Annotated in this window: 31 protein-coding genes; 17 read left to right on the top strand and 14 right to left on the bottom strand. The window is 39.5% G+C overall.

Annotated elements, in window-relative coordinates; genetic code table 11:
• From mreC to LI162_RS07650, 16 genes are all read left to right on the top strand, one after another.
• On the top strand, positions 1-873 hold the full coding sequence (gene mreC / locus LI162_RS07725) for a rod shape-determining protein MreC (RefSeq protein ID WP_015529241.1): 873 nt from the start codon (positions 1-3) through the stop codon (positions 871-873).
• 12 nt (positions 874-885) lie between these two features.
• Positions 886-1,419 (top strand): rod shape-determining protein MreD, encoded by a 534-nt coding sequence (gene mreD, locus LI162_RS07720; RefSeq protein ID WP_015529240.1) that lies wholly within the window; start codon positions 886-888, stop codon positions 1,417-1,419.
• A 40-nt stretch (positions 1,420-1,459) separates the two neighbouring features.
• A complete protein-coding gene (locus tag LI162_RS07715) occupies positions 1,460-4,291 on the top strand; it encodes a penicillin-binding transpeptidase domain-containing protein (protein ID WP_227156215.1) in 2,832 nt (943 codons plus the stop codon).
• 26 nt (positions 4,292-4,317) lie between these two features.
• Positions 4,318-4,962: a septum site-determining protein MinC gene (locus tag LI162_RS07710; protein ID WP_055172532.1), complete on the top strand. Its 645-nt coding sequence runs from the start codon at positions 4,318-4,320 to the stop codon at positions 4,960-4,962.
• A 45-nt stretch (positions 4,963-5,007) separates the two neighbouring features.
• A complete protein-coding gene (gene minD / locus LI162_RS07705) occupies positions 5,008-5,799 on the top strand; it encodes a septum site-determining protein MinD (RefSeq protein WP_015529238.1) in 792 nt (263 codons plus the stop codon).
• A gap of 11 nt (positions 5,800-5,810) precedes the next feature.
• Positions 5,811-6,020, top strand: coding sequence for a cell division topological specificity factor MinE (locus LI162_RS07700; RefSeq protein WP_015529237.1), 210 nt, complete (start codon positions 5,811-5,813; stop codon positions 6,018-6,020).
• Complete coding sequence (locus tag LI162_RS07695) at positions 6,017-7,147, top strand: FtsW/RodA/SpoVE family cell cycle protein (RefSeq protein ID WP_020436005.1); 1,131 nt, start codon at positions 6,017-6,019, stop codon at positions 7,145-7,147. Before LI162_RS07700 ends, LI162_RS07695 begins: the two co-directional genes overlap by 4 nt.
• A gap of 15 nt (positions 7,148-7,162) precedes the next feature.
• Positions 7,163-7,558, top strand: coding sequence for a methylglyoxal synthase (locus LI162_RS07690; RefSeq protein WP_015529236.1), 396 nt, complete (start codon positions 7,163-7,165; stop codon positions 7,556-7,558).
• Between the two features lies 1 nt (position 7,559).
• Entirely contained in the window at positions 7,560-8,591 is a 1,032-nt protein-coding gene (locus tag LI162_RS07685; protein ID WP_227156202.1) for a D-alanyl-D-alanine carboxypeptidase family protein, read from the top strand.
• A 243-nt stretch (positions 8,592-8,834) separates the two neighbouring features.
• Positions 8,835-10,229, top strand: a complete 1,395-nt coding sequence (locus LI162_RS07680) for an HlyD family efflux transporter periplasmic adaptor subunit (protein WP_227156200.1) — start codon at positions 8,835-8,837, stop codon at positions 10,227-10,229.
• A 78-nt stretch (positions 10,230-10,307) separates the two neighbouring features.
• On the top strand, positions 10,308-11,000 hold the full coding sequence (locus LI162_RS07675; RefSeq protein WP_054751210.1) for a YggS family pyridoxal phosphate-dependent enzyme: 693 nt from the start codon (positions 10,308-10,310) through the stop codon (positions 10,998-11,000).
• Positions 11,001-11,137: 137 nt separating this feature from the next.
• Positions 11,138-11,680 carry a cell division protein SepF gene (locus tag LI162_RS07670; RefSeq protein WP_055156508.1) on the top strand — a complete coding sequence of 181 codons (543 nt, stop codon included), beginning with the start codon at positions 11,138-11,140 and terminating at the stop codon, positions 11,678-11,680.
• A 40-nt stretch (positions 11,681-11,720) separates the two neighbouring features.
• Positions 11,721-12,521, top strand: coding sequence for a YlmH family RNA-binding protein (locus tag LI162_RS07665; RefSeq protein ID WP_117497019.1), 801 nt, complete (start codon positions 11,721-11,723; stop codon positions 12,519-12,521).
• 35 nt (positions 12,522-12,556) lie between these two features.
• Positions 12,557-13,075 carry a signal peptidase II gene (gene lspA / locus LI162_RS07660; protein ID WP_020436001.1) on the top strand — a complete coding sequence of 173 codons (519 nt, stop codon included), beginning with the start codon at positions 12,557-12,559 and terminating at the stop codon, positions 13,073-13,075.
• Between the two features lie 31 nt (positions 13,076-13,106).
• Positions 13,107-14,021 carry an RluA family pseudouridine synthase gene (locus tag LI162_RS07655; protein ID WP_227156198.1) on the top strand — a complete coding sequence of 305 codons (915 nt, stop codon included), beginning with the start codon at positions 13,107-13,109 and terminating at the stop codon, positions 14,019-14,021.
• Between the two features lie 108 nt (positions 14,022-14,129).
• Positions 14,130-14,780, top strand: coding sequence for a cytidylate kinase-like family protein (locus LI162_RS07650; RefSeq protein ID WP_015529229.1), 651 nt, complete (start codon positions 14,130-14,132; stop codon positions 14,778-14,780).
• Between the two features lie 94 nt (positions 14,781-14,874).
• Here the strand turns inward: LI162_RS07650 and LI162_RS07645 are convergent, their stop codons facing one another.
• Together LI162_RS07645 and LI162_RS07640 are read right to left on the bottom strand one after the other, a co-directional pair.
• Positions 14,875-15,945 carry a tyrosine-type recombinase/integrase gene (locus tag LI162_RS07645; protein ID WP_117541293.1) on the bottom strand — a complete coding sequence of 357 codons (1,071 nt, stop codon included), beginning with the start codon at positions 15,943-15,945 and terminating at the stop codon, positions 14,875-14,877.
• A 246-nt stretch (positions 15,946-16,191) separates the two neighbouring features.
• Positions 16,192-16,551: a LysM peptidoglycan-binding domain-containing protein gene (locus LI162_RS07640; protein WP_227156196.1), complete on the bottom strand. Its 360-nt coding sequence runs from the start codon at positions 16,549-16,551 to the stop codon at positions 16,192-16,194.
• Between the two features lie 218 nt (positions 16,552-16,769).
• On the opposite strand from LI162_RS07640, the gene lexA reads away from it, so the two are divergent.
• The gene (gene lexA, locus LI162_RS07635) at positions 16,770-17,384 is read left to right on the top strand and encodes a transcriptional repressor LexA (RefSeq protein ID WP_015529226.1); all 615 of its coding nucleotides are present in this window, start codon (positions 16,770-16,772) and stop codon (positions 17,382-17,384) included.
• A gap of 106 nt (positions 17,385-17,490) precedes the next feature.
• On the opposite strand, the gene rsfS is transcribed toward lexA, so the two are convergent.
• From rsfS to LI162_RS07575, 12 genes are all read right to left on the bottom strand, one after another.
• Entirely contained in the window at positions 17,491-17,847 is a 357-nt protein-coding gene (rsfS, locus tag LI162_RS07630; protein WP_055145483.1) for a ribosome silencing factor, read from the bottom strand.
• A gap of 3 nt (positions 17,848-17,850) precedes the next feature.
• Positions 17,851-18,426 (bottom strand): bis(5'-nucleosyl)-tetraphosphatase (symmetrical) YqeK, encoded by a 576-nt coding sequence (yqeK, locus tag LI162_RS07625; protein WP_015529222.1) that lies wholly within the window; start codon positions 18,424-18,426, stop codon positions 17,851-17,853.
• 74 nt (positions 18,427-18,500) lie between these two features.
• Positions 18,501-19,103 carry a nicotinate-nucleotide adenylyltransferase gene (gene nadD, locus LI162_RS07620; RefSeq protein WP_227156194.1) on the bottom strand — a complete coding sequence of 201 codons (603 nt, stop codon included), beginning with the start codon at positions 19,101-19,103 and terminating at the stop codon, positions 18,501-18,503.
• Positions 19,104-19,208: 105 nt separating this feature from the next.
• Positions 19,209-19,502: a ribosome assembly RNA-binding protein YhbY gene (gene yhbY, locus LI162_RS07615; RefSeq protein ID WP_015529221.1), complete on the bottom strand. Its 294-nt coding sequence runs from the start codon at positions 19,500-19,502 to the stop codon at positions 19,209-19,211.
• A gap of 10 nt (positions 19,503-19,512) precedes the next feature.
• Positions 19,513-20,796, bottom strand: coding sequence for a GTPase ObgE (gene obgE, locus LI162_RS07610; RefSeq protein ID WP_020435994.1), 1,284 nt, complete (start codon positions 20,794-20,796; stop codon positions 19,513-19,515).
• A gap of 197 nt (positions 20,797-20,993) precedes the next feature.
• Positions 20,994-21,278, bottom strand: a complete 285-nt coding sequence (gene rpmA, locus LI162_RS07605) for a 50S ribosomal protein L27 (protein ID WP_015529219.1) — start codon at positions 21,276-21,278, stop codon at positions 20,994-20,996.
• 5 nt (positions 21,279-21,283) lie between these two features.
• A complete protein-coding gene (locus LI162_RS07600) occupies positions 21,284-21,616 on the bottom strand; it encodes a ribosomal-processing cysteine protease Prp (RefSeq protein WP_155203024.1) in 333 nt (110 codons plus the stop codon).
• Positions 21,617-21,626: 10 nt separating this feature from the next.
• Positions 21,627-21,935: a 50S ribosomal protein L21 gene (rplU, locus tag LI162_RS07595; protein ID WP_015529217.1), complete on the bottom strand. Its 309-nt coding sequence runs from the start codon at positions 21,933-21,935 to the stop codon at positions 21,627-21,629.
• A 108-nt stretch (positions 21,936-22,043) separates the two neighbouring features.
• Complete coding sequence (locus LI162_RS07590) at positions 22,044-22,463, bottom strand: CBS domain-containing protein (protein ID WP_015529216.1); 420 nt, start codon at positions 22,461-22,463, stop codon at positions 22,044-22,046.
• Between the two features lie 22 nt (positions 22,464-22,485).
• Complete coding sequence (locus tag LI162_RS07585; protein ID WP_020435991.1) at positions 22,486-23,805, bottom strand: aspartate kinase; 1,320 nt, start codon at positions 23,803-23,805, stop codon at positions 22,486-22,488.
• A gap of 171 nt (positions 23,806-23,976) precedes the next feature.
• Positions 23,977-24,456, bottom strand: coding sequence for a Cys-tRNA(Pro) deacylase (ybaK, locus tag LI162_RS07580; protein WP_015529191.1), 480 nt, complete (start codon positions 24,454-24,456; stop codon positions 23,977-23,979).
• Positions 24,457-24,500: 44 nt separating this feature from the next.
• Positions 24,501-25,697, bottom strand: coding sequence for a ribonuclease E/G (locus LI162_RS07575; RefSeq protein WP_117497408.1), 1,197 nt, complete (start codon positions 25,695-25,697; stop codon positions 24,501-24,503).
• Between the last annotated feature and the right edge of the window lie 6 nt (positions 25,698-25,703).

Below are 25,703 nucleotides of genomic sequence, written 5' to 3'. Positions count from 1 at the left end.
ATGAAAAAAAAGAAGAATCAGACTTCTGTTATGAACAGATATTTACTTATAGGACTTTCTGTTTTCTGCATTTTTATGATGCTGTTATCTTCCTTTTCAGACAAAGTAGGAGGTCCATTTAAAGTTGTTGCAAATGTAACCGTTATCCCTCTTCAGCAGGGAATCAATCAGATTGGTGGCTGGATGGGAGATATGAAAGACAATTTCCAAACTCTGAAACAGGTACGCGCAGAAAATACAAAGCTTCAGAAACAGGTTGACTCTCTGATTACAGAAAATAACAATCTGCAGCAAGAACGTTATGAGCTTCAGAGACTGCAGGAATTATATCAGTTGGACAAGAACTATGCAGATTACAAAAAAACTGCTGCGCATGTAATCGGGAAAGATTCTGGAAACTGGTTCAGTACATTTACCATTGATAAAGGAAGTAAAGACGGTATTGCCACAGATATGAACGTAATGGCCGGAAGCGGTCTTGTCGGCATTGTCACAGAAGTTGGTCCAACCTGGGCAAAAGTCCGTTCTATTATCGATGATTCAAGTAATGTAAGTGCAATGGTACTTTCTACTTCTGACCGTTGTATCGTAAGTGGAGATCTGTCACTTATGAGTGATAACCAGATTCGTTTTGGTCAGATGGAAAACAATGATAATACGGTTTCCGTCGGAGACCAGATCGTCACTTCTTATATTAGTGATAAATACCTGCAGGGAATCCTGATCGGATATGTCAGTGAAGTAACGGTCGACTCTAACAATCTGACTCGTTCCGGATATATTACACCGGCTGTAGATTTTAAAAATCTTCAGGAAGTTCTTGTTATCACAACAACGAAAGCGGATTTGGTTGGATCCAATCAGAGCGAATAGGAGTGAATACTCATGAAATTAATGAAATTTAAAAGAGTTGCTGTAACTGTACTGATCGTACTTGCAGCATATCTGCTCCAGTGTACCTTATTCAATCATCTGGAACTTGCCGGAATTAAACCTAACCTGATTCTGATTGTCACAGCATCCTTTGGTTTTATGCGTGGGCAGAAAGAAGGAATGCTGGTCGGTTTCTTTGCCGGCCTTATCACAGATATCCAGTTTGGTACAATTTTGGGATTTTATGCATTACTTTACCTGGTAATCGGTTTTGTAAACGGATTATTTGAACAGCTTTATTTTGATGAAGATATCAAGCTGCCGTTATTTTTGATTTCTGTCAGCGAATTTCTCTACGGTATCATCATTTATTTGCTCATGTTCATGTTGCGAAGTGATTTTAACTTTTTATATTATCTCAACCGCATCATCGTTCCTGAACTGATTTACACAATCGTGATCACACTGGGATTATACCCACTGATTTTATTTATTAACCACAAACTTGAAGCAGAAGAAAAAAGGAGTGCAAGTAAATTTGTTTAGAAATATTTTAGACCGTCTGAAAGAAGCCGGAGCTTACCTGATGCAGTCAAGACTCGTTACTTTGATCATTATATTTTGTGTCAGTTCTTCCATCCTGATCGGAAGATTATTCTATCTTCAGATTGTAAAAGGGTCTGATTATCTTGAAAACTACGAATATTCTATCCGCCGGACGACATCCGTTGCAGCAACACGCGGAAATATTTATGACCGTAATGGAAATCTGCTGGCTTATAACCAGCTGGCTTATTCCGTGACAATTAATCTGTCAACCGTTGAAAACTCCATCACAACAGATAAACGTTCTGAAAAAAATGCGGCATTAAATAAAATCCTGGATCAGGTTCTTTCTATCGTAGAATCAAATGGAGATTCTGTTGTTTCAAGCTTTGGTATCATCCTGGATTCCTCCGGAACCTATCAGTTTACACAGTCAAGCGATACCCAGAAGCTCCGTTTTATTGCAGATGTCTATGGAAAACGAACAATAGATGAACTTACAAAAAAACAACAGAACCAAAGTGCAGCGGATATCATTCATTATCTTTGTACCGATGAAAAATATGGATATGGCCTTGATGACAGCACATTAGAGCCTGCTTATATTTTAAAGATCATCAACATGCGTTATGCAATGGCATTAAATGCATATCAGCAGTATATTGATACAGTTCTTGCATCCGATGTAAGTGACGAAACAGCAGCAGCAATTATGGAGAATAAGGACGTTCTTACCGGTGTTGACATTTCAGAAGATTCTATCCGAAAATATACCGATGGAATGTATTTTGCATCTATTATCGGATATACCGGACAGATTTCCCAGGATGAATACGATGCGCTGGACAAGGATGAAAAGAAAAAGTACTCTCTGTCTGATATTGTAGGAAAGGCCGGCATTGAACAAAGCATGGACAATGTCCTTCAGGGCACAAAAGGTGAAAGAACCGTGTATGTAGATAACCTCGGACGTGTAACTGATACTGTCAGCCGGAAAGATCCTGAAGCCGGAAATGATGTATATCTGACGATTGATAAAAATCTTCAGGAAAGTACTTATAAACTTCTGGAAGAGAAGATTGCCGGAATTGTTTTATCCAAACTACAGAATGTTCTGGAATACGATACATCCAGCGTAGATGACTCTAAGAATCTGATCATCCCGGTCAGCGATGCATATTATAATCTGATTGGAAATGCCGTTATCGATTCCGGACACTTTTCAAGCAGTGATGCAAAAACTGCCGAGCAGCAGGTTTATTCCATTTTCCAGGGGAAAAAGACTGAGACGATTTCCCTGCTTGAATCAGAACTTCAGAACTCACAGGCCAGCGCATATACAGATCTTTCCAATGAAATGAAAGCATATATGGATTACATCTGTGATACCCTGCTGACAAAGGATACAGGCATCCTTATGTCAGATCAGATTGATAAGAATGATGCTACTTATATTGCATGGGCAAAAGATGAGACAATCAATTTATATACTTACCTGAATTATGCGATTTCTAAAAACTGGATCGATACTTCCAAACTTGGAAGCAGTTCTTATTCCAGTTCAGAAGAGATTTATCAGGAGATTTTAAAATATTTAAAAGAATATTTGGCAGATGACAGTAATTTCGACAAACTTCTCTACAAATATCTTATAAAATCAGGTAGTGTTACTGGTGAACAAGTTTGTGCTATCGTATATGAACAGGGTGTTCTTCCTATGGATGACTCGACCTATAACGGATTACTCAACGGAGAGACAAATGCTTTTTCCTGGATCAAGAGCAAGCTGGAAAGCCTTGAGCTTACACCTGGTGAACTGGCACTTGAGCCATGTTCTGCCGGTGCAGTTGTAACAAATCCAAATACCGGAGAAGTTTTAGCATGTGTTTCTTACCCTGGATATGACAATAATCGTCTCTCAAACGTAATGGATCGTTCTTATTATGTGCAGTTGAGCATGGGTATGTCACGTACCTTCTACAACAGAGCGACCCAGGAGAAGACAGCGCCAGGTTCTACTTATAAAATGCTTTCTTCTGTAGCCGGTCTGACAGAAGGGGTAATTAATGGAAACTCCTATATCAGTTGTTCAGGTGTATTTGACAAGATCACACCAAGTCCAAAATGCTGGATTTATCCAAGTGCTCATGGAAGTCTGAATGTAGTAGGTGCACTGCAGCATTCCTGTAATGATTTCTTCTATGAAGTTGGTTATCGTCTTGGACAAGACTCGAATGGTAACTATGACAGTGATACCGGCCTTGAAAAACTGGCAAAATATGCAAAAATGTTTGGATTTGACCAGACGTCAGGAATCGAAATTCCTGAATCACAACCTCAGATTTCTGATTTTGACTCTGTACGATCTGCCATTGGACAGGGTACCAATAACTATACTGTCAGCCAGATCAACCGTTATGTAACAGCCGTTGCAAACCGAGGAACTGTTTACAGTCTTTCTCTTATTGACAAAACAACCGATTCGAATGGAAAACTAATCAAAGATTATACTCCGGAAGTTGTAAATCAGATGGATGAGATCAGCTCAAGTACATGGGATCTGGTACACAATGGAATGGAAAGCATGGTAAAAAGCAGCTCCACCTTTGCCGGAATGGATATTTCCATGGGAGGAAAAACCGGAACTGCCCAGTATAGTAAGATGCATGCAGATAATGTTCTGTTTGTCGGTTATGCGCCGGCAGATTCACCTGAAATTTCAATTGCTGTCCGCATTGCAAATGGATATGCGTCTACCTATGCAGCTGAAATTGGAAGAGATATCACAAAAGTGTACTTCAATCCAGAATCCGCCGATGAACTGCTTCAAGGATATGCTTCTTCTTTAGGAACTGCAGAAGCCGGTGATTAATTAAGATAACGAAAGGGGATGGGATCATGAGTGAACTGGTAACAATAAAAAGCAGTCATTCCGGTATAGAGCTGCGGCTTAATGCCAACCTCCCATTCCCGGATCTTTTGAAAGCTGTAGAAGAGAAATTCCGACAATCTGCTGATTTTTTCAAGAATGCAAAGATGGCAGTTTCATTTAGCGGAAGGACACTTTCTATCAGCGAAGAGGAGCAGTTAATACAGGTTATTACGCAGACGACAAACCTTGAGATTATCTGTATCATTGATCATGATGAACGCAAGGAACTGATCTACAAAAGAGCGGTAGCACAGTGTTTATCTGAACGTGAGAAATCAGATGGACAATTCTATCGCGGAACATTAAAGCGAAGACAGCTTCTTGAATCCGAATCCAGCATTGTGATCTTAGGAGATGTTGAATTCGGAGCTAAAGTAGTTGCAAAAGGAAATATTATCATTCTCGGTACTCTCTATGGATCTGTTCATGCGGGAGCTGCCGGTGACAGGAATGCTTTTATCATTGCTCTCTCCATGCAGCCGCAGCGACTTGTAATCGGAGATATTGAAGCAAAACGTCAACTGATCTATCAGGACAGCCTTTCCATCAACGGACCGCAAATTGCAGTTGTTGACGGAAAAAGAATTTACCTTGATCCACTGATAGAATAAATCTTTGGAAAGACATAAGCATGGGAAATAGGAGGAATATTCAACATGGGTGAAGTAATCGTCATTACATCGGGAAAGGGCGGTGTTGGAAAAACAACAACAACAGCGAATATTGGAATTGGTCTGTCTTCAGCAGGAAAAAAAGTTCTTGTAATTGATACAGATCTCGGACTTCGAAATCTGGATGTTGTTCTTGGACTTGAAAATCGTATTGTCTACAATCTTGTTGACGTCATTGAAAGCAAATGTCGTCTGAAACAGGCAGTGATCAAAGATACGCGATTTGAAAATCTGTACCTGCTCCCATCTGCCCAGACAAAAGATAAGACAAGCGTATCACCGGAACAGATGAAAAAACTGATTGACGAACTAAAAGATGATTATGACTTCATTCTTTTAGATTGTCCGGCAGGAATTGAACAGGGCTTTAAAAATGCAATTGCAGGCGCACAGCGTTCCATTGTTGTTACAACACCTGAAGTTTCCTCAATTCGTGATGCTGACAGAATTATTGGATTACTTGAAGCTTCCGGAATCCGGAAAAATGAACTTCTGATCAATCGTCTGCGCGTTGACATGGTTCGCAGAGGTGATATGATGTCTGTAGAAGATGTCACAGAGATTCTAGCGATTGATCTGCTTGGAGTCATCCCTGATGATGAGTCTGTTGTTGTTGCAACCAATCAGGGAGAACCGGTAGTCGGCGAAGATTCCTTAGCCGGAAAATGTTACCAGAATATCTGTAGACGTCTGTTAGGAGAAGAAGTCCCGATTTCCGATTTTAATCATAAACCCGGACTTCGCAGTAAACTCTCCAGTCTTTTTCATAAGAACTAGGAGGTCACATTATGAGTGTACCTTCTGTTACAATTGCAAAAGACAGGTTGCGAAATTTGCTAATTACTGACAGAATTCAATGTACACCCGATATGATAGAATTTCTGACATCGGATTTATATCAGACGATTTCTAAATACATAGAAATCTCCCCGGAACAATTTGATGTCAAAATAACACGCACGGATATACATATAAAATATACAGGAGAAAAACATTGAAATCATTTTTTACTAATTTGAAACAGCGTTATAATATTAGAGATTATAAAATCAGTCTGGTTTTTCTGGTCACTCTGATTTCACTGGTCGGAATCCTTATGGTCCGAAGTGCAAGACCTGATTTAATGAATCGTCAGATTATGGGCGTTTGTCTTGGTCTGATTGTTATGTTTATTATCTCTTTCATTGATTATAAATGGATTTTAAACCTATATTGGCCGCTTTATGCTCTGAATATTGTTATGCTCCTGGCTGTTTTGGTTTTTGGAACAAAAGTAAATGGCGCGAGAAGATGGCTGAACCTTGGATTTACACAATTCCAGCCTTCCGACCTTACAAAAATCCTTATGATTCTGTTCTTTGCAAAATTCTTAATGGAACGAGAGCAAAAGATTAAAGAACCCAAAACGATTATTCAGGCAATTGCTTTAATCCTTCCATCACTTGCATTGATTTACAAGCAGCCAAACTTGTCTACAACAATTTGTATTGCCGCATTGTTTGCTGTCCTTCTTTACCTTGGAGGATTAAGCTACAAACTCATTGGAACCGTTCTTGTAATCACAATACCGACGATCATTATACTGCTTGTTGTTGCAATACAGCCAAACCAGCCGTTCTTAAAAGACTATCAGCAGGAACGTATCCTTGCATGGCTGGAACCTGAAAAGTATGCCGACGACGAATCTTACCAGCAGTTAAATTCCGTTATGGCAATTGGGTCCGGACAGCTGACCGGAAAAGGGTATGATAATGACGCAACAACATCCGTTAAGAACGGAAATTTCGTATCTGAGCCGCAAACAGACTTTATTTTTGCAATAATTGGTGAAGAATTAGGATTTGTGGGTTGTTGTGGAGTCATAATTTTGTTATTATTAATTGTGATAGAGTGTATCTTAATTGGTTTAAAGGCCAAAGATACAGGAGGGCGGATCATTTGCGGAGGCGTTGCTTCACTGATTGGAATCCAGAGCTTTATTAACGTCAGTGTAGCTACAATGATTTTTCCAAATACAGGCTTGTCCCTCCCATTTGTCAGTTATGGACTGACTTCCGTAGTATGTTTTTTCATGGGAATCGGTTTTGTATTAAATGTAGGCTTACAGCCTAATAAATATCAGTAAAGAGAGGATACCACTATGAATATCGGATTAGTAGCGCATGATGCGAAGAAAAAATTGATGCAGAATTTCTGCATTGCATACCGTGGGATACTCAGTAAGCATAATTTATATGCAACAGAAACCACCGGTATACTGGTCGAGAATGTAACAAACTTAAGCATTCACAAATATCTTGCTGGACATCTCGGAGGAAAACAGCAGCTCGGCTCACAGATTGAACACAATCAGATGGATCTTTTGATTTTCTTCCGTGATCCACTGACACCTCACTCACATGAACCGGATGTTAATGACATTGTTAAGCTTTGTGATATTTATAACATTCCGATCGCAACGAATATCGCAACTGCTGAAGCATTGATCCTTGCTCTTGACAGAGGCGACCTTGACTGGCGGGAGATGTATCGATAATATGAGTAAACCATATAAAAAGAAGAGAAGACGAAGAAAGCAACGGCATTCTGTCAGCCGCATACTTATTCCTGTCATATGTCTTATTGTTGTATTGTCCGGAGCTGTCGGCGGAGTCTGGTATTACAAAGAATATGGTGGTGATCCTGTCCGGACATATGAGACATCCACTTATAACTCTAATTTATACCAGGGAAGTTTGTTTGCTGATGATTTATGCGTCGCTGCTGATGATGTGGCTCTCACTGGATTTGATGATGAGGATTCTCTTCATGCTGCAGGATTATTCAATCTAAATGATAAAACAGTTGAATATGGATATAAACTTTATGATAAATTATATCCTGCAAGTACAACAAAGCTTATGACTGCATACCTTGCTTTTAAGTACGGTAATATGGATGACATTGTAACTGTTTCTGACAGTGTTTCAGGCTTTGCATCTGATGAAGTAGTCTGCAACCTGCAGCCTGGTGATACAGTGACACTTTATGATTTATTATGTGGGCTTTTACTTCGTTCAGGTAATGATTGTGGTGTTGCTATCGCTGAACATATTTCCGGAAGTGTAGAAGCTTTTGCTGAGCTTATGAACTCAGAAGCGAAGGCTCTTGGTGCCACTGGCAGTCATTTCGTGAATCCTCACGGACTTCATAACGAAAACCACTATACGACAGCATATGACCTGTATCTGATCTTTAATGCCTGCATTCAGGATCAGAAATTTATGGACATTATTTCCATGGATTCTTATACAATGCATCTTACCGGAGCAGATGGTACAGCAAGAACATTTGATGTAGTCCCAACCAACTATTATTCCTCAGGGAAGATCAATGCCCCTGACGGGATTCGTGTATTTGGCGGTAAGACCGGTACCACAGATGAAGCAGGATGCTGTGTGATCCTTTATAGCGAAGATCTGGAAAAGAATCCTTATATTTCCATTATTATGGGGGCTGAAGATAAGAGTTTTCTTTACCAGGAGATGAACCGGCTTCTTGAGGCTGGAGAAACAACTAAAACAGAATAAAGAATAACCGATACGAAAAAGCCATGTGGCACAGATCAACAAATAGAAACTTTCATTTTTAATCTGTCCGCATGGTTTTTTCTATCTCATTTCATCTAATATTTTCCTTTGCCGTTTCCTGTTTCCACTAACGCTCTTTGATTTATTAATATGTATTCTTCCCCTGAAAGGCTGGAAATATACACAAAAAAATGATATACTAACAAAGTTAAAACAGAAATGACAGGAGGTAATATTTTTATCTTGGCAAAGAAAAAAAACAAGTCTGTAAATATAAAAAGATATAAGGCAAAAAAAGAATTTAATATTGGAATTTTTCTGTTTGCAGTTGTATTTATTTATCTTATTGTTACTATTACCGCATATCTTTTAGAAGATAAGCCTTCTATTTACGAAGTGCGGGAGGGCAGTATTCTGAAGGATAATACCTATACCGGATTGATCATCCGCCAGGAAACAACTGTAAATGCAGAATCAGACGGCTACATTAATTATTATCAGAATGGGAACAGCAAAGTCAAATATGGCGCACCTGTTTATGCAATTTCAAAGAATGCTTTGAATTTTGATGATTCATCTACGGAATCATCTTCAACTGCAGATCTTAGTCCTGATGTTCAATCAGGACTTGTGGCACAACTTCAGACATTCAATGAGAACTATGACAATTCCAACTTTTCAAGTATCTATACCTTAAAGAATGAGCTGCAAAATACATTGCAAAATGCATACCGCACAACTAAAACTGCGCAGCTTGCATCTGTAATTGAGAGCAGCGGACAAACTGTCACAACCGCTTCTGCCGGACAGGACGGAATTGTTTCCTATACGATTGATGGTTTAGAGTCCTTAACTGTTGACAATTTTACAGCAGATAATTTTAATAAAACAAATTATAAAGTAACTGAGCTTACCGATCAGATGAAGATATCAAGCGGTTCACCGGCTTACCGCTTGATTACCAGTGAAAACTGGTCCGTAGTGATACCTTTAAAAGAAGACACCGCAAAAGAATTTCAGAAATCTAATTTACAGAATGTGCAGGTCCGCATAGATAAAGACAGTGAAAAGATGTGGTCCGCTTTCTCTGTTCTTGAACGAGATGGGAATTTCTATGGTGTTCTGACCTTTGACAACTCTATGATTCGTTATGCATCAGAGCGTTTTCTGAACATAGAACTTATCTTAGAAGATGAGTGTGGCCTGAAGATTCCAAAATCTTCCGTAGTAGAAGAGCAGTTCTTTGTAATTCCTCATGATTACATTACAAACGGAGGTAACAGCTCTTTAGAAGGTGTTATGGTTTTGGATTCAAAAGGAACTGCCTCATTTCAGGCTGTTGATATCTATGACACCTCCGACGATGGAGAAGTTTATTTAAGTCGAGATCAGCTGAAATCCGGAACAGTGATTGTAAAACCGGATTCTTCTGATACTTATACGATTGATACCCAAAAGCCATTAAAGGGCGTCTACAATATCAATAAAGGATACGCTATTTTCAAAAAAGTATCCATTTTATGTGAAAGCGACGAATATTACATTGTTCAGGAAGGAGATTCTTACGGACTTTCTAATTACGATCATATCGTACAAAACGGAGCCGGTGTTTCCTCTGATGATGTTGTATTTCAGTGATTTGATTTTGTAGTCCTTTGGAAATTGGATACAAAATTCAAAAGAGGATAATCAAATTTAAAAAAGGAGAGATAACTTATGCTAGAAACACAGTTAAAAGAAGTAGAAGCAAAGATTCAGGCAGCCTGTGACCGTGCCGGACGCAAGCGGGAAGAAGTTACATTGATCGCCGTAAGTAAGACAAAACCGATAGAAATGCTTCAGGAAGCTTACGATCTCGGTGTCCGTGTGTTTGGTGAGAATAAAGTGCAGGAAATCACAGCCAAATACGATGCACTTCCTGATGATATCCACTGGCACATGATCGGACATCTGCAGACCAATAAGGTAAAATATATTATTGATAAAGTAGATCTGATCCACTCTGTCGATTCTTTCAAGCTTGCAGAGACAATTGAAAAGGAAGCTGCAAAACATAATCTTACAGCTAATATTTTAATTGAAGTAAATGTTGCTCAGGAAGAAAGTAAGTTTGGACTTAAAACAGAAGAAGTTCTCCCGTTTATTGAAAAGATTGCAAATTTCGAACATATCAAGGTCTGCGGACTGATGACAATTGCACCTTTTGTCGATAACCCGGAAGAAAATCGTCAAATTTTCGCAAATTTACATAAATTATCTGTTGACATTAATGAGAAAAACATTGATAATGTTTATGTGAACATACTTTCAATGGGAATGACCAATGATTACGAGGTTGCCATAGAAGAGGGAGCAACTATGGTTCGAGTTGGAACTGGTATCTTTGGTGCAAGGAACTATAATATCTGACTTAATTTATTAACCTGATGAATGAGTTACTGTTTACAATATTTTTGAACAGTAATTGAATAGTATCATTTTTTCGTTGGATCGTATGAATAAAAAAGAGCGCCACCTGAAAAAGGGGACAAGATAGGAGTGTAAAAATGGGTGTATTTGATAAATTTCTTGACATCATGAAGTTAAATGATGACGATTATGATGACGATGAATTTTATGATGATGATGATTTTGCAGATGACGGTGATTTTGAGGAAAAACCGCGTCGTTCTTTCTTCGGTAAGAAGAATAATAAAGAGGAATCTTTCAATGACTTTGATGCTGATGAAGATAAGACGTTTCAGCCTTCTGCTTCCAGCAAGGTTACACCAATGCGTTCTGCTGCAAAACACGGCGGAAACATGGAAGTATGCGTTGTAAAACCAACTTCTGTAGATGATTCCCGTGAGATCACAGAGACATTACTTGCAGGCCGTACTGTAATCCTTAACTTAGAAGGTATGGATCTTGAGATTGCACAGAGAATTATTGATTTTATTTCCGGAGCAGCATTTGCGATCAGCGGAAACCTTCAGAAGATTTCCAGCTATATCTTCCTTGTTACACCTACAAATGTTGATATTTCCGGTGATCTTCAGGATCTTCTCAGTGGATCTATGGAAACACCAAGTGTTCGTGGAAGATACTAGAATATAACTTCAACTATAGGAACTGGATTTTAGAATTATTATGATAAAAGAAAATCAGAAAAAAGAAACAAAGCTTTTGGAACACAGATTTATTGAACTTTCCAGAATTGCTTTTGAACGTGAGATTGTTACATATTCGGATTTTCTTAACCTGAATGATCAGAATATCCTGCATACCCTGCCAAAGAACAAGCTTTATTCAAGATATGTCCTCTTTGGCGGGTATGATATGGCGGAGCGTCAGATGGCTGCATTTATCCCTGAGGCTCTTTCTTTGCGTTATGGGGTATCTGATATTACTCCGAAAGAGATTGATTATCCGTTTTGTGCCGTGAAAATAGAACCAAAAAATAAAAGATTTTCCGAAGACCTGACTCACAGGGATTTTCTTGGTTCCATATTAAATCTTGGGATTGACCGTTCAAAAACCGGAGATATTCTTGTGACAGAAGATTCAGCACTTCTTTTTATCAATAAGGACCTTGTATCTGTTGTAACAGAAGACTTAACCCGGGTTCGCCACACTGTTATAAATAGTTCTGTCATCAACTTAGATATGATAAACTACACGCCTGATTTCCAGCAGATAAAAGGAACTGTTTCATCTGTTCGCTTAGACAGCCTACTTCCACTTGCATTTTCTTCTTCCAGAAGTAAACTGTCCGGACTCATTGAAGGCGCAAAGGTCTTTGTAAACGGCAAATTGATTACAAGCAATGGATATCAGGTAAAAGAAGGAGATCTTATCTCTGTACGCGGATTAGGTAAGTTCCGTTTTGAGGAAGCGGGGAAAATCACTAAAAAGAATCGGATCAGTGTAACTATTCAGAAATATGTATAATCTAAAAAGCTTAGAAAAGAGGAGCTTATCGACTCATGAATAATACAAAAACAAAGACAAAGAGTTATCTTTTCGCTGCCATTGGGTTTCTGCTCACATTAGCACTTGACCAATGGACCAAATATCTTGCATCTACTATCTTACGCCGTCTCGAGTCTTTCTCTTTGATTTCCGGAGTTTTTGAACTTCGCTATCTTGAGAACCGCGGAGCTGCATTTGGTATTATGCAGAATCGACAGATTGTGTTTGTAGTCGGAGGTATTATTATACTTGCTGTCATTTTGTATCTGTACCAGAAGATGCCATTTACACCACATTACAGACCACTGCGTATCTGTGCTGTACTGCTTGCATCCGGAGCTGTGGGAAATATGATCGATCGTGTGAAACTTGATTATGTTGTTGACTTTTTCTATTTCCGACTGATTGATTTTCCAATCTTTAATGTTGCAGACTGCTATGTTGTAATTGCATGTATTTTATTTGTTGTTCTCATTTTATTTTATTATAAGGACGACAACGATTTTGAGTTTTTAAATTTTAAGAACAGATAAAAACGCACAACAGGAAGGATTCTGAAAGCTTATGGAAGAACTTCATTTTAATGCGGATATTACAGGGGAAAGGATCGATAAATTCCTTGACGGGAGAATAGAGAGCCTTTCCCGTTCTTATATCCAGAAATTAATTAAAGAAAAAAAAATTCTTGTAAATCAATTACCGGTTAAAGCGAATTACAAGTTAACAACAGGGGATACTATCATTCTTCAGATCCCTGACCCGGAACCACTTGATATTCAGCCTGAAAATCTTCCTCTGGATATTCTCTATGAAGATGATGACATTCTCGTCGTTAACAAACCAAAAGGAATGGTTGTACATCCTGCACCGGGACATTACAGCCATACGCTGGTCAATGCGGTTCTATATCACTGTGGAGAAAACCTGTCGGGAATCAATGGTGTAATCCGTCCGGGAATCGTCCATCGGATTGACATGAATACAACCGGTTCCCTTCTGATCTGCAAAAATGATAAAGCTCATCAGATTCTTGCAGAACAATTAAAAGAACATTCTATCACAAGAAAGTATCACGCTATCGTACATGGCAATCTGAAGGAGGATACAGGCACTGTGAACGCTCCGATCGGTCGGCACCCTACAGATCGTAAGAAGATGAGTACAAAAGCACCAAATGGGCGACATGCAGTCACTCATTACCGTGTATTGGAAAGATTTGGTAATTTTACCTACATTGAGTGCCAGCTTGAAACCGGTCGGACACATCAGATCCGTGTTCATATGTCCAGTATCGGACATCCAATTCTGGGCGATGAGATTTATGGTCCTGCAAAATGTCCTTATAAACTCCAGGGACAGACTTTGCATGCAAAAATCCTTGGTATCACTCATCCATCTACAGGAGAATATATAGAATTTGACGCACCTTTGCCAGACTATTTTAAAGATTTATTAAATAAATTAAGAAAACAAAACTAAGTATAAGAAATGGTGTAGGAAATAGTGAATTGACATTGTCTTTTTTCATCTTTTTGGTTATAATATAGATAAGATTTCGCATAGACTTGAAAAGGAGTGTGGCTTATTATGAAGACAAATACTATTATAACAATCGGACGTCAGTACGGAAGTGGTGGAAAAGAGATCGGACATTTCGTTGCCGAGGCATTTGGAATTAAATTATACGACAAGGAAATGCTTGCGCGTGCAGCAAAAGAAAGTGGTATCTGTGAGGAATTATTTGAGACTCATGACGAAAAGCCAACGAACAGTTTTCTATATTCTCTTGTGATGGATACATATTCTATGGGATATGCCGGCAACACATACACGGAGATGCCTATCAATCACAAAGTTTTTCTTGCACAGTTTGATGCAATTAAAAAGATTGCAGATGAGGGACCATGTGTCCTGGTAGGCCGTTGTGCAGATTATGCACTTGAATCCTATCCAAATGTTGTCAGCATCTTCATTCGTGCAGATATGGAAGATCGTATTCGTCGTGTAGCAACAAGACTTGATCTTACGGATGCAAAAGCAAAAGATCTGATCAATAAGACGGATAAAAAGAGAGCAAGCTATTACAATTATTATACAAACAAGAAGTGGGGCGAGGCAGCCAGCTATGAGCTTTGCTTAAACAGTTCTGAACTCGGAGTACAAGGTACAGCGAAAGCAATTGAACAGTATATTCTTTTAAAAGAAAGTATTGAAAAAGAAGCCAGAAATATTGTTTAATCTTATTTATTAAAATGTATAGTGCAAAGGATACAGAAGAGCAGTAGTGCATTCTTTCTGTATCCTTTTTATCTATTCTTATTCTTTTTACTTCCTATACTTCACGAAGCTTTACAGCACCTGCCGCCTGACGGCGTCGGTCTTCATCGATTGCTGCATAATGTTTCTTTGTTGTATTGACATCTTTATGCCCCAGAACATCTGCGACAAGATAAATGTCTCCGGTTTCTTTATAAAGTGCTGTTCCGTAAGTGCTGCGCAGTTTATGTGGAGTTATCTTCTTATTCGGAGTGACCTCCCTGGCGTACTTCTTTACCATATTTTCAACAGCCTGAACGCCCATCCGTTTTCGCTGGGTAGACAAGAACAATGCGTTTTCATGACCGGAGAGTGGTATAGTTTGCTTCCTGGTCGTGTAAAGATACGTCTTTAATGCATTCTCAACCTCTTCACCGAAATACACAACCATCTGATTCCCACCTTTTCGTGTTACAGTAATTCCGTTATTCTTAAAATCAATATCCTGAAGATCCAGTCCAACACATTCTGATACACGGATTCCTGTTCCAAGCAGAAGCGTCAGAATTGCCAGATCTCGATTTTTTGTCTTTTCAAAATATGCTTTCCGCTGACCTGTAAGATTATCCCCTCCATGATCAACATAATCCAGGAGCATTGCGATTTCATCCGTATCAAGCCGTATAATCGCTTTCTCGTGCATCTTTGGCATCTCCACAAGCAACGTAGGGTTCTTGCTGATAATTTGCCGTTTAAAATAATATCCATAAAAGCTGCGAAGCGCAGACATCTTTCTTGCAAGTCCCTTTTCTGTGTTCGTGATACATTTTTCTTCGTCATTCTTATAGACCTTCAGATATTCCTGGTATTCCTCAATATCTACAGGCTCCAGGCGTTCCAGATCATGTACCTCAAATTGTTCGATCGTATAATTTTTATAAACCGGATTATTCTCCATAAGGAAATGAAAGAAAACACGGATATCATAGGCATAAGAAATCCTGGTCCGCGCAGATGTCGTTGGTTCCACCGCACGAAAATAATCCTTTGCAAATGGAGGCAATGTCTTCAGGATCTCTCTGAGACGTAATGTGTTATCTATATATGTCTGTTCATGATATGTTTTTCTGTTAGAAGTTTCTGCCATATTAAAAGCTCCTTTATAGATTCAAATGTACTGAAATCCTATATTTCTTATATATTTTAACATAAGTACTGTTTTTCGTCTAGATCTTTTGGAAAAATCGGTATTTGTCGTATAGATTGATTTCTGTTAAAAATCCGAAGAGACTATCTGCTGCTATTTAAAGCGCTATTTCTGGAAAGCAGATAGCAATCTTCTTCGGATTCAGGGAGTGTATATATCAATACATAGGGTGTATATTGATACCATTTAGAATTTTTCGTAAGCGATCATCAGGTATTGACCTGCATGAATCGTATCCGAATCAAGATGATTCATCACCTTAAGTGCTTCTACATATTCGCTTACGGAGCCATATCCGTCTGTAATTGTTTCTTCTGCAATGCTCCAAAGGCTGTCACCTGGTTCAATTAATCTACTTGTGTAACAGATCTCAATAGCATCTGAAGTTCTCTGTTGATCTATTTCCTTTGCCGAAACTCGGAACATTCCAAAGTACATACAGCTGCAGAGAATAAAAAGAATACTGCATATTACCAAACCAGAATGACGAATAACACCATGTTTCTTCTTTGAATTTACTGAATGATTTCCTGAATACTTTTTCATAATCCTTTTCCTCTCTTTTCGCTTACTGTATACCTATCTTCTGTTATTGCTATGCATCGAACATCTGTTCTTTTATGTTTTCATTATATCGTTCGAACAAATGTTTGTCAAGCATTTTACTTCATAAAACCGAACATATTTTCGCAACAAATGTTTGCTTTCTAAAAAATGCTGTGTTATTATGTTCTTATGATTATAGTAGATTCGGAGGGAACAATATGTCAGAAGGGAATATTACTCCTAAGCAAAAAGAGATTTTAGAATATATAAAAGACCAGATTTTAACAAGAGGCTTTCCGCCGGCAGTTCGTGAGATCTGTGAGGCTGTGAATTTAAAGTCTACCTCTTCCGTTCATTCGCATCTGGAGACGCTGGAAAAGAATGGTTACATAAGAAGAGACCCTACCAAGCCTCGTGCAATTGAGATTCTGGATGATAATTTCAACCTGACAAGAAGAGAGATGGTGAATATTCCGATCATAGGCCGTGTCGCTGCCGGCGAACCGCTTCTTGCAGAACAGAATATTGAGGATTATTTTCCTATTCCTGTAGAATATATGCCGAACAAGCAGACATTTATGCTTCAGGTACAAGGTGAAAGTATGATCAATGCAGGAATTCTGAGTGGGGATTATGTTATTGTTGAGCAGACTCCATCTGCTGAAAATGGGGAACAGGTAGTTGCACTGATTGAAGATGGCGCTACAGTCAAGACTTTCTATCGTGAAGAAGGTATTATTCGCCTGCAGCCGGAAAATGATGCATATGATCCGATCATTCTTACAGATGTCACTATCCTGGGTAAGGTGATCGGTGTTATCCGTATGTATTAAATCTCATTACTGGATATAGGATTTTTAATTAGAACTCAAAGTATAAAAAACTGGCAGAATGTAGTACTCCACTACTCTTCTGCCAGTTTTTTATAACTCTCATTATTTATGCTTCAAGATCTTCAACAGACACATGATGTCCATCTTTCCAGATTCTCTCCAAATTGTAGAACTGTCTGTTCTCACGATCAAAGACGTGTACAATAATATCACCAAAATCAAGTAACACCCATCTTCCGGATGCATTTCCTTCTCTCTGTACCAGAGAATATCCTGCTTTATGCAATTCTTCCTCAACATTATCCACAAGGGCATTCACCTGACTGTCACTGTTTCCATTTACGATCAGGAAATAATCTGCAAGTACAGACACGCCTGAGATATCGATGATCTGGATATCTTCTCCTTTTTTATCACTGAGGGCTGCATATGCCAGCTTTGCCATTTCTTTTGACTGATTCATCTTTTATTCTCCTTTGTCGCTATAATATTGATAAGTTTCAATGCTCATCGGATCTACCGGCTTACCATTCTTACGCAGATAATTAACCGTATTCCCTGCACAAAGACAGATTGCGTGGTCAATATCGACAAACACAGTTTCACGGATCTCCTGAAGACCAGGAATTATCTTTCTGTTCGGTTCAATATAATCAGCAATATAAATAATCTTCTCAAGCATTGTCATCTCCGGTCGTCCTGTTGTATGCCATGTAATTGCACTTAAAACGCCTTTATTGGTCACACCATACTCTTTCTCCGCGAAATATGCTCCCAGTTTCGCATGGACCAATGCCGGCATCTCAAGTTCTGATTGTGTAAGCAGAATACCGTGTTTTTGACATCTCTCAACCTGTTCCTGCGCAGAACCATACTTTCCACAATCATGCAGAAGTCCTGCCATCATAGCATCATCGATATCTTCATGATAACGCATTGCAAGAGATGCTGCTGTATACATAACTCCGATTGTATGTTCAAAACGATCTTTTTTCAGCTTTTTTTCCAGTTGTTTTCTAATGTCAATGAAAGCTTCTTTCATAATTGTGTTCTGTCTCCTCTCTGGTTACTGTTCACTCCACACCACCATTTTGACAAGTGCAGATAAAATATGCTTTAAATATATAGATTCTTTTCTTTGATATAATCCGCGACAACATCAGGCACCATATAACGCACGCTGAGTCCCTTTGCTACCCTTTCTCTTATTGTAGTGGAAGAAATCTCTACCAACGGCGCGCGAAGCAGTTCTATATGCGCTCCGTATGCTTCCGTGAGATATCGTATCTGTCCCTTCATTGCTGAAGCATCTTTGTCGTCACGCATTGCTGCAAGAATCGTACAGGTCGTAAAAATTTTTCTGAAATCTTTCCACTCTTCAAAAGCAAACAGAGAATCCGCTCCGAGAATAAAATAAAATTCATCGTTTGGGTAGATCTCGTTAAAATGCCTCATTGTATGATACGTATAAGAGTGCTTCTTCGTATCCGCTTCTGAAAGATTCAATGAGAAATTCGGATTACTTTTTATTGCAAGACGAACCATCTCGATCCTGTGATGCATTGCCTCTTCTGTATCGAGTGTCTCTTTGTGTGGAGGATTTCCATTCGGTAAAAACCAGATCTCATCAAGTCCAAAATCTTCATAAGCAAACTCACCAAGAAGAAGATGACCGATATGAATCGGCTCAAATGTACCACCCATAATACCAATCTTCATTGTCTATACCCGTTCCTTTTCTACTATGGAAAACACGCTCTGCGAGTTTCCTATATTCAAATTCAGCTTCCGAATCATATAATAACTCAGAAGCTGAAAAAATAATTATTTTGGAAGCTGAATTTTCTTTTTATCGTCTTTTCCTTCTTTGTAAAGAACGATTTTCTTTCCGATTACCTGAACAACCTGAGACTGTGTTCTCTCTGCAAGTGTCTCTGCGATTTCTCTCGGATCATCCATGCAGTTCTTTAAAACACTGATCTTGATCAGCTCACGTGCTTCCAGTGCCTCGGCAATTGCCTCCGTAAGCCCCGGATTCATGCTTGCCTTTCCAACCTGGAAAATCGGATCCATTGTCATCGCAAGTCCTTTTAAATAGGCTCTCTGTTTTGTAGTCATAATATTCTCCTTATTTATAATAATCAAACTGAAGTCCGTACATTCTAACTGTGTCACCTTCCTGGATGCCAGCTCTCTCAAGATCTGCAAGAATACCTGAATCTTTCAGGAACTTCTGGAAGAATGCAAATCCCTTCTCTGAATCAAGATTCGTATATCCAAGCATTTTCTCAATCTTCGGACCTTCAACTACATACATTCCATCTGCCTGTTCTACCGTATAAGGAAGATCTTCATAGATCAGTTCATCATCCGGGAAGTATTCCTGCTCGAATACTACCGGTTTCTGATCCAGCTTCTGAAGCTCGTTACTTACATAGTAGAGAAGATCAGAGATTCCTTTTCCTGTAGCTCCGGAGATAGGAAATACTTTGATTCCCTTTGGCTCAAACTCATCTTTCAAGCGCTGAACCGGATCATCTTCCGGATCATAGATCAGATCCGTCTTGTTTGCTGCAATTACCTGCGGACGTTCCGCAATTTCCGGATTGTAAGCAGCAAGCTCTGCATTGATCTTATGAATATCATCAACCGGATCACGTCCTTCTGTTCCGGCTGCATCAACAACATGGATCATTAACTTTGTTCTCTCGATATGGCGAAGGAACTCATGTCCAAGACCAACGCCTTCGGATGCACCCTCGATCAGTCCCGGGATATCAGCCATAACGAATCCCTTTGCTCCATCCAGATCAACAACACCGAGATTCGGATTCAATGTTGTGAAATGATAGTTTGCAATTTTCGGTTCCGCATTTGTAACACGGGAAAGCAATGTAGATTTACCAACGTTCGGGAAACCGATCAGACCTACATCTGCGATCACCTTCAATTCCAGATTCACTTCCAGCTCTCTTGCCGGCTGTCCTGGCTGTGCATACTTCGGAACCTGCATGGTAGAAGTAGCAAAATGCTGATTTCCAAGCCCGCCTCGGCCGCCTTTTAAGACAACCTGACGTCTGTTCTCTCCGGACATATCAGCGATAACTTTTCCTGTAACAGATTCTTTAATTACTGTACCTTCCGGCACACGAAGAACAAGGTCTTTTCCGTCCTTACCGTGACAGCGGCGCTTTCCGCCCTGTTCCCCATCTTCGGCAGCAAATTTTCTCTTATGTCTGTAGTCAACAAGAGTATTCAGCCCTTCATCTACTTCGAAGATCAGGTCTCCGCCGTGTCCACCGTCTCCACCGTCCGGTCCGCCGTTTGGTACATACAGTTCTCTGCGGAAGCTGCAGTGACCGTCTCCGCCTTTACCGGAACGGATCAATATCTTAGCTCTGTCTGCAAACATATTATTCTCCTCTTAATTTGTATCAACAACTGTTTCTGTATCTTTATTCACATCATATATGCGTAAATTTCTTTATCATCTGACAATAAAAGATTTCTTTGAAAGAAAAAGCCTCAGACCTTAAAAAACGTCTGAGGCTTCCTTTTGCCATGTATGCGAGTGAAAAGATTCCGTCGGAACTTTCCAGCCAAAACTGATTACTCAGCTACTGGATAGATAGAAACCTGTTTCTTATCTCTTCCTTTTCTTTCAAATCTTACTACACCGTCTACAAGTGCAAACAGAGTGTCATCTCCACCGCGTCCTACGTTAAGTCCTGGATGGATCTTTGTTCCACGCTGTCTGTAAAGAATGTTACCAGCTTTTACAAACTGTCCGTCTGCTCTTTTAGCGCCCAGTCTCTTTGCCTCGGAGTCACGACCGTTCTTTGTAGAACCAACTCCTTTTTTATGAGCGAAAAACTGAAGATTCATTTTCATCATGGTAATTACACCTCCTTGAAAATTATGTCGATATATTTCTCGTAGTCATTGCTGTCTTCTATCTCTTCCAGACCAAGAATCATGGAATCCAGCAATAATGTGGCATCATGTGATGGTATTCCGTCAAAACGGAACTCAATACTTCCGGTATCTTCATCCGAAACGCAGCTTGTCTCATCATCTGTAAAACGCTCAATTGAATTCAGCGCATTGATCACGAGAGCGGATACTCCGGCACAGACAATGTCTTCACCGGCCTCTGCATATCCCGCATGACCCTCCATATCAAACCCAACATATTCCTGCCGTTCGGTCTTATAAATGGTTACCTTAATCATCAGAAACAGATTAAGCGTTGATCTTTTCGATCTTTACTTCTGTGTACTGCTGTCTGTGACCGTTTTTCTTATGGTATCCAGATTTTCTCTTATACTTGTAAACGATAACTTTCTTAGCTTTACCGTCACCGATTACAGAAGCTGTAACTGTTGCACCTTCAACTGTCGGGTTACCAACAACCATCTTGTCGTTGTTAACTGCAAGTACCTGGTCAAATGTATAAGTCTCACCAGCTTCTACCCCAAGTTTCTCTACTCTAATGATATCGCCTTCAGCTACTTTGTACTGTTTACCACCTGTTGCTATAATCGCGTACATATGGCACCTCCTATTATCATTACTCGCCAACTATGGTGTCTGAAATCAGAACTTAAATACCTCGTTGTGCGGCATACTCATATATATTAACTTGCAAATTTAGATTTGTCAATAGGGTTCATCTAATTTTTTTATTTTTTCATAACAGTATTCAATAATACTTTTTCTTGTTATGATTCCAATGAATTTCTTCTGGTCATCCACAACCGGAACAAAATTCTGATTCATCGCTTTCTGAAGAAGATCCTCCATGTCAGCATCTGCCGATACAGCCTCATAATCTGCTTTTCGTGGGAAGTCCTGGATAAAAATTGTCTCTGCCTCTTTCAGGTTCAGATTCGTATACTTCTTGATTCCCCAAAGGATATCTCCTTCTGTCATTGTTCCGACATATTCCCCTGCCTTATTCAGCATTGGAATGGATGCATATTTATGAAATTCCATTGTTTCCAAAACCTGACGTAATGTGCTGTAATCATAAATAAAAGCAACCTCGCTCTTCGGTTTCAGAAAAAATAAGATATTCATCTCTTTTCAGCCTTTCTTGGTTTTAAATCTGTGTCAGTACGAAAATCTCATACAATGCTTTGATCGCATTTTTAAAATCATCATGACGTACACCAACGATGATATTAAGCTCACTGGATCCCTGGTCGATCATCTTGACATTAATGTGTGCGTGAGCAAGTGCAGAGAAGATTCTTCCTGCTGTTCCTCTTGTAGACTTCATTCCACGACCTACGATCGCGATCAGTGCAAGATCAGACTCAAGCTCAATGTGATCCGGATCTACCGCTTTGTGAATTCCTGCAAGAATCTGCTGTTCTTTCTCTTCAAACTTATCTTTGTGGACAAAGATTGTCATTGTATCGATTCCAGATGGCATGTGCTCAATAGAAACACCATTGTCTTCAAATACCTGAAGTACTTTACGACAGAAACCAACTTCTGAGTTCATCATCGCTTTTTCAATTGTGATCGCAGCGAATCCATCTGTTCCGGCGATTCCTGTAATTGTGTACTTCGGCTGATAGCATGTTGCTTCTACGATAAGTGTTCCTTTGTCTGCCGGTGCATTTGTATTACGGATATTGATCGGGATTCCTGCTCTTCTTACCGGGAAGATCGCATCTTCATGAAGGACACTTGCGCCCATATAAGAAAGCTCACGAAGCTCTTTATATGTAATTGTCTCAATTGATTTTGATCCTTTTACAATTCTTGGATCTGCAATCAGGAATCCTGATACATCCGTCCAGTTCTCATAAAGATCTGCATTGACTGCACGAGCTACAAGAGAACCTGTGATATCAGAACCACCTCTTGAAAATGTAACTACACGTCCTTCCTCTGTTGCTCCGTAGAATCCCGGGATAACAGCATTCTTAGCCTTTTCAAGTCGTGCAGACATAATTTCATTTGTGATCTCGGACTGGAAATCTCCATTCTCATCAAAACGAACAACCTCTGCTGCATCAATGAATTCAAATCCAAGATATGCAGCCATAATCTTACCATTCAGGAATTCTCCTCTGGATGCTGCATAATTGCTTCCTGCTTTTTCAGAAAAGTTCTTGCGGATCACTTCAAAATCCTCATCCAGGGAGAACTTTAAACCAAGTCCATCAATAATTTCCTGATATCTATCTTTAATTGCTGCAAGCTTCTCTGTGAAATCTTCACCATTCTCAGCAGCCGCATAGCAGCCATAGAGCATATCTGTTACCTTTGTATCAGCTGAAAAACGCTTTCCCGGAGCAGATGGTACAACATATCTTCTGGATTCTTCTGCACGGATAATATTTCCAACTTTTTTAAACTGTTCTGCGCTCGCAAGAGAACTTCCGCCGAACTTTACTACTTTCTTCATTCTTGCTATTCCTCCAATGTAATTCTGCGTTGCTGTTTCGAGTTTCCCGTGAACAGTAACAATACTGCTTTCTGCATTATCGGTTCATTATTATACAGTGTTCCACAGTTCTTGTAAACTTTTAAATAAGAAAACTTATAGGAATTTCTTATAAACATTAATAATAATCAATTAAAACGTGATCTCTCCATATTCCGCCCGTGCAGCCTTTTTCAGATCATCCGGTTTCAATTTGATCTGCATTCCAATCTTCCCGCCACTTACATAAATGTATTCCTGATGCTGTGCACTGGAATCGATCACAGTCGGAAATTGCTTCTTCATTCCGATTGCCGTACAGCCACCACGCACATAACCGGTCACCGCAGTAATATCCTTCACATGGAGCATTTCTACTGATTTTTCCCCGACTGACTTCGCAGCCTTTTTCAGATCAAGCTCCGCCGCAATCGGAATAACAAACACATAATGCCCGCCTGTTTTTCCAACCGTCACAAGCGTCTTATATACCTGTTCGTGCGGAAGACCGATTTTATCTGCTGTTGTGATTCCATCGACAAATTCATCACATTCATAGGTTTCATATTCATATGGTATCTTGTTCCTGTCCAAGATTCTCATTGCATTTGTTTTCAGTTCTTTCTTACTCATTATATTAGCATCTCCTCTGTTGTCTCTGCCTGCAAATGCATCTACTATTCTATCTCTCTTACTGCTTCATGCAGCGGCTTACGCACTTTCTTTCTCGTCACCTCAGCAAGTCCAAGTGCTGTAATATCAACTAATGTTGTCTGGATTGGATCTTTCGCAAGAAAATATCGGAATTCTTTTAATAAAGTTTCCTCATTCTTTTCCTCATCCTGATTTATAAAATCAATCAGAATGATTCCAGACAGATTACGAAGACGTATCTGTCTGGCTGTTTCCTTCGCCGCCTCCAGATTCATCTTCAATGTAGACTCATCATCACCCTTTTTACGGACGTTTTTCCCGGAATTTACGTCTATCACGGTAAGCGCCTCTGTTACCTGGATCACCAGATATCCTCCATGTTTCAGCCAGACTCTTTCTGCTAAGGCATGTTCAACCGCTGTTTCTGTACTATAAATCTTTCCAAGTGGATAACCACTGTCATCATGGAAATGAACCAGTTCCAGATTCTCCGGCATTTCTTTCTTGAAATAGCCGCAAATCTTTTCATATATTTCTGCATCATTCACAAGAATTTCTTCCATGCCATCCATATAGACATTTTTCAGATCTGTAATATAGGACGGTGGAGCAGATTTCAGGCATGAGAAACACACTCTGGAAGCCGCATATTTTAAAAGATGTTCATATTCCGCTTTCAGCTGTTCAATCTCTGTAAGGACATCTTCGAATGCAGCATCTTTTGCATTTGTTCTGATTATAAGACCATACTGGTCATTCTGATATTCCTGAAGGCGCTCCTTATAGGCTTCCCTGTCTTTTTTTGCAATTTTAGAAGATACACCTATTCTTGTATTACCATGCGTCAAAACGGCATATCTGCCTGTCAGACTGATATTACCGGTCACTGTCGGAACCTTTGTCTTTACAGCTTCCCTGCTGATCTGAACTACCAGTTCATCACCGATGCAAAGTGGCTTCTTCCCAATCTTATGCGTAAAAAATGCATTCTGTGCATCTCTTAAATCAAAATAACAATTAACGCCAGGTTCGATCTCAAGAAAAGCTGCCCCTATATTCTGTACGATATTCTGTACTTTGGCGACATATATATCGCCAATCTGATGCACCTTTTCCTGTTCGTCGGACTTTGCACAGTGAATTTCAGCAATCTGATCCTCTTCCAGAAAAAAGGTCCACACATGATTTTCTTTTTTCTCTATCAAAACTTTTCGTTTCATCTGTTT

It is taken from the genome of Mediterraneibacter sp. 210702-DFI.3.120 (assembly GCF_020561005.1).
Lineage (GTDB): Bacteria > Bacillota > Clostridia > Lachnospirales > Lachnospiraceae > Mediterraneibacter > Mediterraneibacter faecis.
Note: the sequence above shows the minus strand (reverse complement) of the source record. Positions and strands in the feature narration are given on the sequence as shown.